The following is a 15,178-nucleotide window of genomic DNA, read 5'->3' as shown; positions in this document are numbered from 1 at the left end:
TTGGGATGATTACAGGTCAGACTCTTTGACCCAGATGCTGTAGCCTCGTGCAGGAGCAGAGAGTTCTACACGACCGTCGGCCTCAACGGTAACCTTCTGTGAAGTGTTCAGGACATTGACCAGACGCTTGCCAGACCAGTTGCTGAAGCCAGAGGCATTCACTGTTACCCACATGGCCTTAGTACTGCTATCGTGGTTGTTGAGCACGATGATGGCACCATCTTTGGTACCATTACCCTGACGACGGGCAATATAGAGGTTCTGACAGTTGCTAGAGGGATAGGGGTTACCAGTCTCGCTGAGCACAGTGATGATACCACCCAGATACTTCTTACGGATCTCGATGAGTTTCTTAAGCTTGTTCTTCAGTGAAGAAGGAGCAGTGGTAGTATAGTTAGAGTGATCGGCATCAACCTGTGTCACACCGAAGAAGTGAGGATAGAACAGACAGGGACGTCCCTCGTGGGTAAGGATGTAGGCATAACCCAGCTGGTGATCCTTGGTCACCCATTTGTCGTGCTCTTTTCCTGTGTCGTGGTTGTCGAGGAAGGTCACTACAGAGGTACCAGGGAGACCATTACCACTATTGTTGCGTACCATACCTGCGTGGTTCAGCCATGACATGTTGAAGGAGTTTCCATTACCATTACACATCTCGGTGAGGGTGCTCTTCAACGGGAAGTCGAAGCCGTTGACCTGTGCACCGTAGGAGGCCACAGTGTTCACCCAGTTCTTGATGCGATAATCGGCACCCCAGTACTCACCGACGATGAAGGGCTGAGCGCCATCGACATGAGGAAGACCGTTCACCCAGTTGGCTACGAACGACTCCTGGAAGCCGCGGACGAAATCAAGACGGAAACCGTCGAAATGGATCTTGTTGACCAGCCACTTACCCCAGTTGTTCAGACGGGTCTGGACAGTGCTGTTAAAGGTGTTGTAGTCGTTACCGAAGAACTTGGTGTTGGTGATGATCTCGTCTGATCCGTAGTCACCAAGCCAGTCATTGGCATCGGCCGGGTGGAAATGACTGTAGTTCCAAGAGTAGTTAGGCTCACCGCTGCCGGTATGGTTGACATAGGTGATGTGTGTGTTGGTACGTGCCTGAAGAGTGGTATTGGCAAGGTTGTTACCATTATACCATACAGCCACGGGATAGTAACCGAGCATGCTACCGGCATCTACCCAGTTGCTGCCATCTTCGCGCTTGGCAGAGAGACGGATCTCGATGTCGTGCTTAGACGATACATGGATCTTATACTCGTCGATATCCGAACGGTTCTCCATATGTCCACGGATGACGCGACCTGAGCCGGGGAAGTTGTTGAAACTGCCATTACCGTTGTTGGGTTCATACTCCCAGCTATAATTAGAGGAGATATTGCTGTTGTCCCAACGAATCATGAGGTCGTAGCCACGCTGAGTGGAGGATTCGTTCCAAGGCAGTCCGTAGCCCTTGATCTGAATGTAGTAATCGCCTGCTGCCGCATTGGGGATGACCCAACGGATCTCGTTAGCGGGATAAGGCTTGTTCTGCTCACCATGAGCCTCACCGAATACATAGGCTTTGACGGCGGGGTTCACTTCCTCGTTCTCGTCGGAAGAATAAACGTGGTTGAGCACAACATCGGAGTATACACTGATCTTCGGCGACTGATGCATGGTGCTGATCATCGACTCCAACTCAGCACGGCTACCGAAACGTGTCTCGGTAGTACCTTTCTGATTGTAGTTTCCGAGGTCGTAGTGGTCGTAGATGCCATAACCGTTATCCACGATACCCCAGTTACCCTTCGAGGGTACAGGTGTCCAGATGGCGGTGATGCCACTCGACTTCATCTCAGAAGCTTTAGAGCGAAGCGTATTCCACCAAGAGCCATTCTTGTTGGTCTCGTCAACAGGTACATTCCAATAGAATGCCTGCATCATAACATCGTTGAGAGGCTGGAGACTGCTGGCGGCGCGCGTCATCGTCTCGTCGGTCTGTGGTTGTGCTGGCAGTACGGGCTCCAGCGTGTCAGAGCAACTCAGCATCAGCATAGAGCTGAGCAACATTCCTGTGGCAACAAGTGCATTGCCAGTTCTCTTGCATAATAACATTTTCATCTTTGCAGTTTTTAGTTAGTAAAATTGTAGCAATCTTATGAATTTGCGGCAGCAAATGTAGCAAAGATTTAAATAGGGTGTTATCGAAAAATGTGATTATCTGTAGTTTATGATGTGCAATCGATTGAATAAAAATACAGTATTTTTTTATCCTTCCCCCGAGAAAAAACCTTGTTTATTCATATATAATTATTATAATAAGAATATAAATTAAATAGATCACAGGGATAAATGTCCCCGTGATCTATATTCTAATAATACTATAACTGTTTCGTGCTATTTGTCGATATAATCAGCGAGTTCCAAAACCAGTTGTGAATTCATCTTTTCACTTCTGGAGGTGCCATTACATTCAACACAATCAAGCTGGATGATATTCGAGCCAAGATTTCCGGGATTGGAGCATATATAGATGAACTTGCATGTCAACTTTAGCGACTTATTGCATATATTCAACTTAACAATAGACTCACCATGACCCTCTGACTTGTCTGCATTGAAAACCATCCCGCTTGTGGTTGGCAGTTCTGCATTGAACGACAGATAATTTCGAGATTCTCCACGATCTTCAATACTTTTTATTTCAAAAGGGATAATCTTTTTTGAAGACTCCCCAAGAATGGAAATCGTATTCGTAACATTTCCCGACGCGAGGAGATCGTTCCCCTCGGCATCAGTATATGAAATCAACACACCATTATGTATTGCAGAAGCACGGAAGGGACTGTATGAATCATCCTTATGACACGATGTCAGACACAGCACTATGGCTATTATACTAATGATATTTTTACTACCAAACATAAGTACTTAGATTGATATACATCTTAGGATCGTATTTGAACCTTACATCGGGATTTCCTTCGATTGAAGACCATACATTGTCTGTAGCGAGGTACCAACCATTGCCACCATCTGGTCCCCAACCCCAGTTCATATACAGTCTGTCGTCATATTCTGTCCATGATTTAACTTTAATACCAAGGAACTTCTTTGTTACAGTATACGACTGCTCATAATAACCATCGCAGAACCAGATATGACCACCATATCCGTCGTAACTGATGGCGCCGAGAAGTACACCTCTATAGAAGGTAGCCTCATTGCCGAAATAATTGATACCAGTGAAACTCAGGTTATTGTATACGGTCTCGAAATCATAGCTATCGAGACGAGCATTCTTATACCCCAACTTCTTAAGGCCAGTCAGGATGTCCTCAGGCATAGCACCGCTTCCTGCGTCCTTCTTTTTTCCCCAGTCGTAGTTAGGAATACTATCGGCAATCTGTCTAAGTTTTCTAGCTGTCTCAGTAACTGTGGTAACATTTTTCAGGTCTCTCATATCGGTGTAATTAAAACTCGGATATGTCGGCGTAACGTTACCAAGCATTCTCTGGGAGGTGTCATACATCAGCATTCCTATAGAGATGGCAGGACATCCGATACAAGCGCGGTTGGGTGCGCACATATTGTAGCCGCCCTCCTGACACCAATAGTCCAGATCTTTTCCTGTATATGGGTAGATAGACTTTTTACCAGAGCTGCTCTTACGTCCTCGTGTCTGAGCCTGTGGCTCGTTGTCATTAACCGTAATTTCATATTCATAACCACTGCGTCCCAGATCTTTCCAGTTATCGAAATAGTCTGTTTCTGTGGAAGTCCCATTATGAATATTGTTCTTCACTCTATTCTTCATTGCCGATATGAACATGGCCATCGGACTCTCGTCAGAGATGTCAGAGAACTGGAGATTACCCTGGTTTGAATGTCCAAGAATAGGGAATGAGCTGTTGTCGCCCGCAATAAGAACATATCCTTCATCATTCATATAGTTAACGGCATACAGAAGTGTGTCACCATCTTCAATGTAGAAATCCACATCAGATACAACTTTTGCGATAGGGTCGACAGATCTTGTAAGTGATTCCGGGCTGTCATTCTTTTCCATCCCAGGATTAAACATAGAAGCATAAGAAAGTGCCTGTCGCAAACTTAGTTTAGAATTTTCAAAGGTCACCTCATCTGCAAGGTTTTCGTTTTGTACCATGTCTGTTTGATCCTCTGAACAGGAATACAACAAGAACAGACTTGCCACTAAATAAAAAAATCTTTTCATAATTTTGTAATTGAGAAAAATACCTACTCATATAGCTTTTCGGTTTCCGCTCCTTTTTCACAGTATGGTCTGTTAATAATACTACGTTTTGTTTACTTTGCTGGCAAATGTACGTCTATTAGTTGATTACCACAAAATTTTGAGTTGACAAAGAGTTGACAAATGGTATAAATATGACATTATGATACAAATAACAAAGAAGATGATAAAAAATTATGTGTTTCTCAGGGTAAGACAATTATGAGACACTAGGAATTAGGAAATCAGAAGTCACATGAAAGATGCCTTGTTGATGACAAAACATCCTTCATGTGACTTCTGATGGAGAGATTCCTCACTTTTTGCCGAGTTCGAAGCGGAAAGGCTTGTCGAAGTGACGACGGGAATAGTAAGTGACAGACGGATTCTTCAGATCCATGACCATGGTCCAGAGGGTGCCCCAGAAACCTTCTCTGCTGGCTTGTGATACCGAAAGGATGGCATCAGTGAGTCCCTCTTGCGTCATAACTCCACCATTCTGGTTGAACCGTTCACAGAGCTGGTCGTAACGAAGGTCGTTCTCCTTCAGCCCGACATTATGCTTAGCCTCACAGAGATAGTGGTTGGTCACGGCCGGTGTCTCGGTGACAACCATCTGATCGTCTACATATTCCACCACGACGCTCTTACCTGAAGCATCGGCGATGGCATAGTGCTGTGCAGCACCGATGTCAGAATGCATATCTATGCCACGAAGTAGGTCGAGAGCCTCGTCGACGTTGGCGGCATTCTTAAGCATATAACGGACAGCGGCCGAGTTGGTGAGATCGGGCTTGCTGGTGTGCTGGTGTGTCTCCACATCGTCGCCGGCCATCAGCACTGCGACGGCAAGACCTTTCTCGTTGATACCGTCCAGAGCGAAAAACAGTCCTGTCAATGCCATATACTGGTTGGCGAAGCCTTCTGGCAACCAGTTCTCTCCGAACCCATAATATTCGACATTGAAGGTGGTGATCGATTCGTAGCCGTTGTCGGGGATGGTATGCAGGATCATGGCAGTGCCCGACATATAGTCGAAGTTACGCCCCATCAGGAAGCCACCCTCGGGTGTGCGGGCTGTCAGTGTAGAACAGCCGTAAGGGGTCTTCGATGGGTTGGGTGTGGGTGGTGTGTAGTAGCCTTTCGACAGGAACTCCATGGCATAGCCTGAAAGCACCTGAGCGCTCTCGCCGCCGCCTCTTCTCATCAGCTCGTCGAAGCCGTCATCGCCTCTATATTCCATGTAGTAGAGGCCCTCGTCCAGTTTCTCAACGGATTGTGCTCCCTTGACCAGCGGACCGAACGTGTTCCAGGCTCCTACGCCAACTATCACCACTAACACGAGGATGACCAACAGGATGATCTTTATTGCTTTTTTCATTGCTTGATTCTGTGAATGGTTATTGATAAAGTAATCTTGTTACAACGGATGCTTATTGGCCCATGGCTTTCTGCATACCGTCCATGAATTTCTGCTGAAGGTCCTTGGCTACCTGGTTGTCGGGATTCAGCTTCAGGGCCTTGTCATAGTTCTCGAGCACGTCTCTGTAGTAACGGGCGGCGTTCTGGGCCGGATCCTGTACGATACGTACCATATAGAGGAATCCTTTGAGTGTGCAGAGGTCAGAGGCATCGTTGTTGGGCATCTGTCCAATCTTCCCGATGCTCTGCTCCACGTCGGCAAGCAGACTCTCTGTCTGTCCTGCGTGAGGGAACTGTACGGCATAGTACAGTGACTGGAGCGCGGCCTGATATTTCGGTTGGATGCTGTCTGGGAACATCGCATCGATGCGTTTGAGCTCTGCGATACAGGTCAGCGCCTTCTCGGGCGTGTAGTCCTGGAGCTTGGAGAGTGACTGGCCGATCAGCGCAGCCATCGGGAGTTGCTGTTGCTGCTGCTGGGCATTGACGTTACTGACTGCCATGAAGAGGCATGCGATCATGATGACGATCGACTTAGAAATTTGAGATGTCATAAGCTTTATTACTTTTAAGTGAAACAAATATTCCGATATAGAAGAAACGGTCGCGAGAGGCTGTAGATGGACTGCCCATCGAGTCGTAGCCAAACACATTGGTGCGACCAAGGATGTTATTCAGCGAGGTGTAGACGATGACCTTCGGACTGACCAGGAACGTCACATTAGCATCTACGCTGTTGTAGTAAGGGGTCTTACCCGTGGGGAACTCTCTGCTGCTGGCATACGACTCCGCCAGTCCGAGGATGACCTTTCCGAGTGAGTACTTAGCCGACATGCGCAGATTGTGACGTGAGGCATAGTCGGGGGTGCAGGGTCTGGTATAGTCCAAATAGAAACGCTCAGAGTCGTTGAAAGAGTAGGAAAGTGTTGTCGTGAGATTCTTGATGAGTGAGCGGTTCTCAAGATACACATCCAGACCCTTGCTTGTGCCATAGCCGTCCGACACGTAGGTGTTACCGTTGTGCAGGGGCAGACCTTTGTATTTCTTGTAGTAAGGCTCTACCTTTAGCAGCGTATTTGCCGTCTGATACTGCATGCTGATGATGCCATGGGTGGCAGTGCTCTGGTTGAGCTGTTTGTTGCTGATGGCGATATAGTCGTCCTGAGCCGTCTGACTGTATTGTCCGAACATGGCCGACAGTTGGAAGTGTTTGTTGGGCACATAGCTCAGAGTGGCGCGCGGCATCAGCTGAATCTTGTCGAGATAGCTCACATGCTCTGCCCTTGCCGAGAGGTTCAGGAACAGGCGGGGAACGACACGCACCTGTGCATCGACATGAGCTGCCAGCAGGTTGTAGTCCAGGTTGTACTCACTGGTATCGTAGCGCTTGGAACTGTTCCGGATATAATCCTCGACGCCTGCCGACATCTTCAGGATAGGCGAGAACACCTTTCTGAGTTCTGCTTTCAGATGGATCTCATTCCGACGGTTGTGATAGTGGTCGCCGACTGTCAGAGCGTCGTCGATATCACTGAACACCGTTGAGTTAGCCATGCCGGTAAAAAGACTGAAGCCTTGTCCGATATTGGTCTTGTAGGTGACGTTAGCGTAGAAGTTATGCTCCTTCAGTGAGAGGGATCTGTCTTCGACATGTTGTCCGACTGATGTCAGGTCGTAGCCTACATACGATTTCAGGATGCTGGCCTGCGAGAACTCTTTCTTATACTGTGCCTCGCCCGACAGCTTACGGTAGGGACGTGTGAAGTCCATCCGCTGTGAGAACAGACGGTCGTAGAGTCCCATGCTGGTGTAGTCAACGTTGAATCCCAGACTGCTGTTCTGGAACGATTTCGTACCACCGATGTTCCAGTCTACCAGCGAGGCGCTGACACCCATCTTGTCGCTGGTGGCCATGTCGGTGGTCTCCATCGGCAGGACTGACGAGAGGGCCTGACCGTATTCACCGTCGTATCCGCCCAGTGAGAAGTTGATGCCCTTGAAGAGGAAGGGAGAGAAGCGCCCGCGCACCGCACTGTTCTGTACGTTCGTAGAGTAAGGTACGAGCACGTGCATGCCGTTGACGAATGTCTGGCATTCTTCACTCTCACCGCCTCTGACGTAGAGTTTGCCGTCTTCGCCGACCTTCTGCGTACCAGGGAGGGTCTGCAGGGCAGCTACCACGTCACCACATGAGTTGCCTGACATCACCACGTCGAGGGCATCCATCGTCTTGATGTTGTCGCCCTTGCCGAAGTGGAAGGTGCTGGCAGTGACCACAACCTCGCTGATCGAGGTGGCCTGCTCCTTCATGGTGATAGTCAGGTGTTGCATCTGATGAACATCTTTAGTATAGACATAATCTTCAAAACCGATATACGAGACTCTCAGCGTTGTCTCTCCAGTCTGAGAGGTCTTGAAAGAGAACCGTCCGAGCGAATCGGTCAGACAACCGTCGATCGTACCATAAATATATACGTTAGCACCAGCGAGAGGCTCGCGGCCGTCTGTCACCTGTCCGGTGACGGTTTGCTGTGCTGTCATATCCAGAGCAGCGAGCAGCATGATGAGTAATGCGATTAACTGTTTCATGCTGCAAATATAGAGTGGATTTTTGATCCCTCCAAATTCCTGTGACAGACAGCTAAGATCTGTTCCGCATGACTAAGCGAGAAGGTGAAATGCTAGATTTTGGGACGACTGACTAAGCAATAAACGACTTCAACTTAGGCACGTAAGTGCGTGATACAGGCACCTGGTTACGACAGTTGCCGAGCATCAGCTGATAGCCGTTGGAATTGCCTTTGGCCGACGAGATATTGTTCATGTTGACGATGAACGAACGGTGACACTGGAAGATGTTCCCGTAGCTCAGATCCTCTAGGATAGAGCCTAATGTACAGCGTAGCTCCGTGTTCGTCACCTGACCTTCCGACAGGTAGTATATCACCACGTTGTTCTTCTGTGCCTCGGCATAGAGAAAATCATTGATGCCGATTGTCAGATCCTTGCTGCGCACTGCCGTGTCGTGAATGGTCACCTGGATATCGGCCTGCTCCTCGGTGTTCTTGTTAAGCATCGAGGCCAGTTCGTTGCGTAGATGACGGGAGTAGCTCACACTGACAGAGATGACGGTGATGACCAATCCGACAATCAGTGTCCAGTAAAACGACAACAGACAGAACTCCAGGTTGATTGGATAGTGGAACACAAAGAAAAAGACGAGGAGGTTGCAGAGATAGATACACAAGATCATGACCAGTGTCGAACAGACCTCATGCCAGATACGCCATGGTGAGATACGTTTCTGCAAAGGCACGAAGACCAAGCCGAAGATATAACAGCATGCGAAGGTGACGATGCCGAACAATAGCGATACCAACAGCTTGTTCCCATGATACATACTGAACCCGAAGGGCTGTAGCAGGTAGAGGATCAGGAACACGATGGTACAATATACAGCACTGTCTCTCAGCCACAGTCTGTTCTGTGGATAGGGGTATTTGCGCGTTAGTATAGAAAAGATCTTCATGAATAGGTATAGTTGAATTTGACGCAAAGGTATATATTCTTCCTCACATAAACAAAGATTTTCAACTTTTTCCTTTTGCTTTTCTCTCGATTTCCGTATCTTTGCGATAGAAATCGCGAAGATACTTGCACTCGGCATAAAAAATAAGTGAACTTATTTTGTTCTGCTCTCGTTTTTTCGTACCTTTGCCGCCAAATAGTTAAATAAGGTACACATGATACAGTCAATGACAGGCTACGGCAAGGCTGTCGTAACCTATAAAGAGAAAAAGATCCATGTAGAGGTCAAGTCGCTCAACTCGAAGCAGCTCGACCTGAACACCCGTATCGCACCCCTCTACCGTGAGAAGGAGATGGAGATGCGACAGATGGTGGCCGAGGCCCTCATCCGGGGAAAGGTTGATATGAACGTGTGGATAGAGAAAGAGCTGGCCGTCGACCCCACACCCATCAATGCCGCATTGGTAGAGAACTACTATCAGCAGATCAAGGGCATCTCGGAGAAGACGGGCATCCCCATGCCTGAAGACTGGTTCTATACCCTGCTCCGTATGCCCGACGTGCTGACGAAGACTGATACGGAGGTGCTCGACGAGGAGGAGTGGAAGGCTCTGCGCGGTGCTGTGGCTGAGGCTCTGAAGAACCTCACCGATTTCCGTACCCAGGAGGGCGCCGCCCTGCAGAAGAAGTTCACTGAGAAGATTGACAATATCGCCCGTCTGCTGGCCGATATCGAGCCGTATGAGCAGAGCCGTGTCGAGAAGATCAAGGCACGTATCGTGGAAGGTCTGCAGACCATCCCTGGAGTGGACTACGACCGTAACCGTCTCGAGCAGGAGCTGATCTATTATATCGAGAAGCTCGACATCAGTGAGGAGAAACAGCGCCTGACGAACCATCTGCAGTATTTCCGTGACACGATGAACGAGCCTGCCGGACAGGGAAAGAAGCTCGGCTTCATCGCCCAAGAGATGGGTCGTGAGATCAACACCACCGGCTCGAAGAGCAACCAGGCCGAGATGCAGAATATCGTCGTCAAGATGAAAGACGAACTTGAGCAGATTAAAGAACAAGTGCTCAATGCCTTGTAAAGCGTAGACATATGAGAGGAAAACTAATCATCTTCTCTGCCCCTAGTGGGACGGGAAAGTCAACCATCATCTCATGGCTGATGAAGGAGCATCCGGAACTGAATATGGCGTTCTCTATCTCCTGTACCTCGCGGGCACCGAGAGGAACGGAACAGAATGGTGTGGAGTATTTCTTCCTGACACCCGAGGAGTTCCGTCAGCGGATCGACAACGATGAGTTCCTGGAGTACGAGGAGGTGTACCAGGATCGTTTCTATGGTACACTGAAGGCACAGGTAGAGCGCCAACTTGAAGCTGGCCAGAACGTGGTGTTCGACGTCGACGTGAAGGGTGGCGTAAACATCAAGGAGCATTATGGCAACGAGGCACTGAGCATCTTCATCCAGCCCCCATCGGTGGCGGAGCTCCGTCGCAGACTGGAGGGTAGGGGTACGGATGCACCTGAGGTGATCGACCAGCGTATCGCTCGTGCGGAATTTGAGCTGACCTTCGCAGAGAAGTTCGACCGTATCGTCGTCAACGATGTGCTGGAACAAGCCAAGGCCGATGCCCTGATGGTGATAGAGGAATTCTTGAACCTCTCCTAACGTTCTCACAGGGGAGGGATGCCCTTCGGGTGTTACATGGCATAGAGAAACAAGAAATGAATAAGAATAATCCTCCAAAGAACCTCAACAAATTCTCCTCTCCTTCGGAGGAGCGGGGGAAGGGTATCTCTTCGGAGGCGCAGAAGACGGTCACAGGGCTCTTCGGGGGTTCGTTCAATCCGATACATAACGGGCACCTCGCACTGGCGAGGCTTCTCAGGGAAAAGGCGCAGCTCGACGAGGTGTGGCTGATGGTGTCGCCGCAGAACCCCTTGAAGCAGCAGGCCGACCTGCTCGGTGACGAGGAACGGTTGACGATGGCCAGGGCGGCGGTGAAGAATGAGTCGGGTATTGTGGCTTGTGACTATGAGATGCATCTGCCGCGGCCGTCATATACCTGGAACACCCTGCAGGCTCTGAGCAGCGACTATCCCGATCGGGAGTTCGTGCTGATGATCGGAGGCGACAACTGGGCCTCTTTCGACCAGTGGTATCGTCATGAGGATATCCTGAAGAGCTACCGAGTGGTGGTCTATCCGCGACGTGAGACCATGGAAGCTGCTTTGTCCGGCATCGACGGCCGACAGGTGAGCCTTGTCGAGGCGGAACTGATCGATATCTCGAGCACGGATATCCGTCGACGGATCCGTGAGGGGCGGAGCATCCGACAACTGGTGCCGCGTGCCGTAGCAGACATCATCAAGAGAAACGGTTATTATGCTTAGACGACTGAATATATTCAAGTGGATAGGATATCTCTTCGCCCCGATCGAACAGAACGGTGCGTTCTTTGTTTTTATGTTCGTACTCGGTTGGCTGTGTACACAGGTGGAGATCCCTCTTCATGTGAACGGTGCTGAGCCGTACGAGCTCTCGGCCCTGGAGCTTTTCTTCGATCTTTATATCGTCTGTGTCGTTCTGACGCTGATCCCACGGAAGGTCCGTATCTGGGTCAAGGCACTGCTCTATATCCTGTTCTATGGTGTGGCGATAGCAGACATGTACTGTTATGTGCGCTTTGAGTCGACCCTGACGCCGACGATGCTGATGCTTGTTGGCGAGACCAATAGTCAGGAGGCTGGCGAGTTCCTGGCTGGCTACCTCAGTTGGGATGTCCTCACCTCAAAGGTGGGTTATATCCTACTGATTCTCTTGGCGCATGTCCTCTGGACACTGCTGCGCCGAGGACTCTGTCGCTTGAGGAAACGACTGATACTACCAGTACTGAACCCGGGAGTGACAGGTTTCCTGGGCACTGCCCTGCGCTGTGCCCTTGGCATCGGGGTCGCAGTGCTGATGTATCATGCCTATGACGAGTGCTGGACCAACAAGGAGGCCATCCACCGACTGATGACGAAGAAGACCATCGGTGAGGTGGAGCACCAGCTGACGCTGAAGCCGAAGGCAGAGCTCTATCTGCCCATCTACCGTCTGGTGTTCAGTCTCTATGCGAACAGTCTTGCCTCTCACCAGTTGGAGACACTGGTCTCTGTGAAAGACGAGGTGGTGGTCGACAGCTGTTCCTTCCGTGTGCCGAACATCGTACTGGTGATCGGCGAGAGCTATAACAAGCACCACTCACAGCTCTATGGCTATAAGATGCCGACGACCCCCCGTCAGCTTGCGCTGGCGAAGGAAGGCTCGCTGATACCGTTTACCGATGTGGTGGCCCCGTGGAACCTCACGAGCTACGTGTTCAAGCAGATCATGTCGCTCTATACCGTGGGCGACCCAGGCGACTGGTGCGACTACCCACTCTTCCCAGAGGTGTTCCGTCAGGCAGGCTATCATGTCACGTTCATCACCAACCAGTTCCTGCCCGAGGCCGACGAGGCGGTCTACGACTTCAGTGGAGGCTTCTTCCTGAACCACCCCGAGCTGAGCAAGGCACAGTTTGACACCCGTAACACGAAGCTCTTCCGCTTCGACGAAGGCGTACTCGACGAGTACGAGCGACTGAAGAAGGAGAACACGGAGCATAATCTGGTGATTCTGCACCTGATGGGATCGCACCTGATGTATAAGTCGCGCTATCCGCAGGCCACGCGGAAGCACCTGCGGGCAGCGATGTACGACCGTCCCGACCTGAGCAACAAACAGAAGCTGATACTGGCCGACTATGATAACTCCGTGCTCTACAACGACTCTATCGTGGCGGAGGTCACGCGGAAGTTCGCCGACAAGGATGCGTTGGTGATCTATATGCCCGACCATGCCGAGGAGATCTTCAACGGACGCCCGTATATATATGGGCGGATGCATGCGGCAGCCATCGACTACCGACTGGCACGTGAGGAGTTTGAGATCCCGTTCTGGATCTGGGGCTCCCCGAAGTATATAGAGAACCATCCCTATGGCTGGCAGGCCATCAAGGATGCGAAGGACAGACCGCTGATGACTGACCGTCTGGCTCATCTGCTACTCTATCTCGGCGGCATCTCCTGTAAGTACTATCACGACTCGTGCAACGTGATCAGTCCTGACTATGATACCCGTAGGCCCCGTATCCTGAAAGGGGTGACCGACTATGACCAACTGAAAAAGAAGTAAAATGGTGAATGAGGATTTTCTGACACGGAAAGAGTGTACGGCGATGAAAGGGATAGCCATCCTGGGCATCATGCTGCACAACTACTGTCATTGGCTGACAGGCATCGTTCGAGAGAACGAGTATAACTGGCAGATGTGGAAGACGGACCGCCTGTGGACGGTCCTCTGTAACACCGACGACCTGTTGCCGATGCACCTGATCTCTTTCTTCGGCCACTATGGTGTGCCAGTGTTCCTCTTCCTGAGTGGCTACGGTCTGGTGATGAAATACGAGAACAGTCGTAACCTCAAGAAGAGACAGACCCAGCCTGTGGGCATCTGGCGTTTTATCAGGTATAACTACCTGAAGCTCTTCCGCATCCTGATCGTCGGCTTTGTGTTATTCACGCTCTTCGATGCCTTTACCCCTGGTATCCATCGCTATAAGCTGAGTGAGGCGGTAGCCATCCTGGGCATGTATGCCAACTTCTTCGAGCATCCCTCGGAGGTGGTGTGGCCTGGTCCCTACTGGTATTTCAGTGTGACCATGCAACTCTACATCCTCTACCGCCTGGTGATGTATCGCACACACTGGGTGTTTGTGGTGTTACTGATCCTCGTATGCTGGATGTGGCAGGAGTTCTTCCTCGACGATAATGTGCTGCTCGAGCGTCTGCGTTACAACTTTGTCGGTGGGATGCTGCCCTTCGGCATGGGTGTGCTGGTGGGGCACTGGTCGATGTCGTCGGCGCTCCATTGGAGCCTGACAGACAAGCAACAGCTCTGGCTGAAGATCCTGACGCTGGTCGTCTCTATCGGCCTGACGCTGTTGATGAGCTTCTATGCACAGGCCTGGCTCTGGATACCAGTCTTCATCGTGACGGGAACCATCGCCCTGGTGAAGCTGATTCCGAAACAGGTGTTCCCTTATGTGGTGTGGTTGGGTACGATCTCCGCCGCCATCTTCGTGACGCACCCGTTGGTGCGTAAGATCTTCGTGCGTCCTTATATCCGTGATGATATGTATGCCGGCCTGCTCCTCTATGTCGCAGCGACCATCCTGTTGTCGTGGTATGTGAAGAAGCTGATCAACGAGATTGCCTGTCCGAGGCTTTAGTCAGATGCCGATAACCAACGTCTATGCTTTCGACTTCGACGGTACGCTGACCACTCACGACACGTTGCTGGCGTTTATCCGTTATGCAAAGGGAACCAAAGCCTTTGTGGAGGGATTCCTCCGTCATGCCCATCTGCTGGTGCTGATGAAGCTACACCTCTATCCGAACTGGAAGGCGAAGCAGCGCCTTTTCTCTTACTATTTCCGAGGGATGACTGAGGAGACCTTTAATGCGCTCTGTCGCTCGTTTGCTGCCGACAGTCGCCATCTGCTCCGGCCTGCAGGGATAGCGGCCATGCGCCAGGCAGCCGCCGAGGGTGCCGAGCTCGTTGTCATCAGCGCGTCTATCGACAACTGGGTACGGCCGTTCTTCGAAGGCGACGACCGTCTGCCGCCAGTGACGGTGATAGGCACACAGATCGAAGTGCGGGATGGTCGACTCACGGGCCGCTTCCTCACCCGCAACTGCTACGGACAGGAGAAGGTGGAACGGCTTCTGGCCCTATACCCTCACCGTGAGACCTATCACCTGACGGCTTATGGCGACAGCCGTGGCGACCGCGAGTTGCTTGCCTTTGCCGATCAAGGGTTTCTCAGATCTTTTTAGTTGATGAAAAGCTTTATAAAAGCAGTTGGCTGTTAACCAAACAGCTAACAGCCAACT

General features: G+C 50.5%; 12 protein-coding genes. 6 read left to right on the top strand and 6 right to left on the bottom strand.

Features of this window, described 5'->3' with window-relative positions:
• Nucleotides 1–9 precede the first annotated feature (9 nt).
• From BLU99_RS05840 to BLU99_RS05810, 6 genes are all read right to left on the bottom strand, one after another.
• Complete coding sequence (locus BLU99_RS05840; protein WP_218128538.1) at nucleotides 10–2,106, bottom strand: alpha-amylase domain-containing protein; 2,097 nt, start codon at nucleotides 2,104–2,106, stop codon at nucleotides 10–12.
• Nucleotides 2,107–2,899: 793 nt separating this feature from the next.
• The gene (locus BLU99_RS05830) at nucleotides 2,900–4,222 is read right to left on the bottom strand and encodes a Spi family protease inhibitor (RefSeq protein WP_091900246.1); all 1,323 of its coding nucleotides are present in this window, start codon (nucleotides 4,220–4,222) and stop codon (nucleotides 2,900–2,902) included.
• A gap of 334 nt (nucleotides 4,223–4,556) precedes the next feature.
• Nucleotides 4,557–5,621 (bottom strand): C45 family autoproteolytic acyltransferase/hydolase, encoded by a 1,065-nt coding sequence (locus BLU99_RS05825; RefSeq protein ID WP_091900245.1) that lies wholly within the window; start codon nucleotides 5,619–5,621, stop codon nucleotides 4,557–4,559.
• 52 nt (nucleotides 5,622–5,673) lie between these two features.
• A complete protein-coding gene (locus BLU99_RS05820; protein WP_091900244.1) occupies nucleotides 5,674–6,216 on the bottom strand; it encodes a hypothetical protein in 543 nt (180 codons plus the stop codon).
• Nucleotides 6,197–8,251 (bottom strand): TonB-dependent receptor, encoded by a 2,055-nt coding sequence (locus BLU99_RS05815; protein ID WP_091900243.1) that lies wholly within the window; start codon nucleotides 8,249–8,251, stop codon nucleotides 6,197–6,199. The genes BLU99_RS05820 and BLU99_RS05815 overlap by 20 nt, the downstream gene beginning before the upstream one ends.
• A 112-nt stretch (nucleotides 8,252–8,363) precedes the next feature.
• On the bottom strand, nucleotides 8,364–9,191 hold the full coding sequence (locus tag BLU99_RS05810; protein ID WP_255397461.1) for a LytTR family DNA-binding domain-containing protein: 828 nt from the start codon (nucleotides 9,189–9,191) through the stop codon (nucleotides 8,364–8,366).
• Between the two features lie 214 nt (nucleotides 9,192–9,405).
• On the opposite strand from BLU99_RS05810, the gene BLU99_RS05805 reads away from it, so the two are divergent.
• From BLU99_RS05805 to BLU99_RS05780, 6 genes are read left to right on the top strand one after another with little or no spacing between them, the layout of a single operon-like run.
• The gene (locus BLU99_RS05805) at nucleotides 9,406–10,281 is read left to right on the top strand and encodes a YicC/YloC family endoribonuclease (RefSeq protein WP_091900242.1); all 876 of its coding nucleotides are present in this window, start codon (nucleotides 9,406–9,408) and stop codon (nucleotides 10,279–10,281) included.
• An 11-nt stretch (nucleotides 10,282–10,292) separates the two neighbouring features.
• The gene (gene gmk, locus BLU99_RS05800) at nucleotides 10,293–10,868 is read left to right on the top strand and encodes a guanylate kinase (RefSeq protein ID WP_091900241.1); all 576 of its coding nucleotides are present in this window, start codon (nucleotides 10,293–10,295) and stop codon (nucleotides 10,866–10,868) included.
• A gap of 56 nt (nucleotides 10,869–10,924) precedes the next feature.
• The gene (nadD, locus tag BLU99_RS05795) at nucleotides 10,925–11,593 is read left to right on the top strand and encodes a nicotinate (nicotinamide) nucleotide adenylyltransferase (protein ID WP_091900240.1); all 669 of its coding nucleotides are present in this window, start codon (nucleotides 10,925–10,927) and stop codon (nucleotides 11,591–11,593) included.
• Nucleotides 11,586–13,418, top strand: coding sequence for a sulfatase-like hydrolase/transferase (locus BLU99_RS05790; protein WP_091900239.1), 1,833 nt, complete (start codon nucleotides 11,586–11,588; stop codon nucleotides 13,416–13,418). The genes nadD and BLU99_RS05790 overlap by 8 nt, the downstream gene beginning before the upstream one ends.
• A 1-nt stretch (nucleotide 13,419) precedes the next feature.
• A complete protein-coding gene (locus tag BLU99_RS05785; RefSeq protein ID WP_091900238.1) occupies nucleotides 13,420–14,514 on the top strand; it encodes an acyltransferase family protein in 1,095 nt (364 codons plus the stop codon).
• Nucleotides 14,515–14,518: 4 nt separating this feature from the next.
• Nucleotides 14,519–15,121 (top strand): HAD-IB family hydrolase, encoded by a 603-nt coding sequence (locus BLU99_RS05780; protein ID WP_091900237.1) that lies wholly within the window; start codon nucleotides 14,519–14,521, stop codon nucleotides 15,119–15,121.
• Nucleotides 15,122–15,178 lie beyond the last annotated feature (57 nt).

This window comes from Prevotella sp. lc2012, assembly GCF_900107065.1.
Classification (GTDB): domain Bacteria; phylum Bacteroidota; class Bacteroidia; order Bacteroidales; family Bacteroidaceae; genus Prevotella.
This window is presented reverse-complemented; position numbering and strand designations above follow the sequence as displayed.